Annotated in this window: 2 pseudogenes; both read right to left on the bottom strand. The window is 49.2% G+C overall.

The annotated features are described in order from the left end of the window. Nucleotides 1-209 (bottom strand): annotated as a pseudogene (locus KIH26_RS16935) (cupredoxin domain-containing protein); the annotation flags it as partial. Between the two features lie 98 nt (nt 210-307). Beyond that, nucleotides 308-547 (bottom strand): annotated as a pseudogene (locus KIH26_RS16930) (copper oxidase); the annotation flags it as partial.

Here is a 547-nt window from a genome sequence, read left to right as displayed (position 1 = left end):
CCGGGGGTAAAGCGCATGTTGTCGCCCATACTCACGGCAACCGTACGCTTGATATCTTTTTCATCGCCAGCGATGCCCCATGGTTTTTGCTCTTTCTTAACGGGGCCTGCCTTTTTGGAATGATCCTCGTTACCGTGTGCAAATGTCATTGGCATGGCACCTGTTGCCGCAGCCAAGGCTGCAATTTGAATTGCGTTACGACGTTTCATATGATTTCACTTTCTTTCAGTTAAATGGCCAAAAAAGGCCGGGGAGGAATGGAGATTTAGGATTTTTTGATGCGAGAGATTTCTATGCGAGTCCATGCCTAATGCTTCATGCCAGCCATTGGCTTACGAACATTCATCGTCGTGGGCTTCGCTTCAAGAGGATTGTTGAGGCCGGGTACAAATCCGTTGTTGGCTTTGACTTCTGATAGAAAGCGTGCAGGCTCAGGCAATGCACCTGTCCATTCAAAAGCTTGCGTGCCGGGTGGTTGCTTGTACCAACCGGGATCTTTATAGTCGCCCGGTTTCTGATCCTTACGCACCTTGACCATGCTGAACAT

This window comes from Variovorax sp. PCZ-1 (genome assembly GCF_018413605.1).
Lineage (GTDB): Bacteria > Pseudomonadota > Gammaproteobacteria > Burkholderiales > Burkholderiaceae_C > JANMDU01.
The sequence above is the reverse complement of the archived record's forward strand: the minus strand, read 5'-3'. Positions and strand labels throughout refer to the sequence as shown.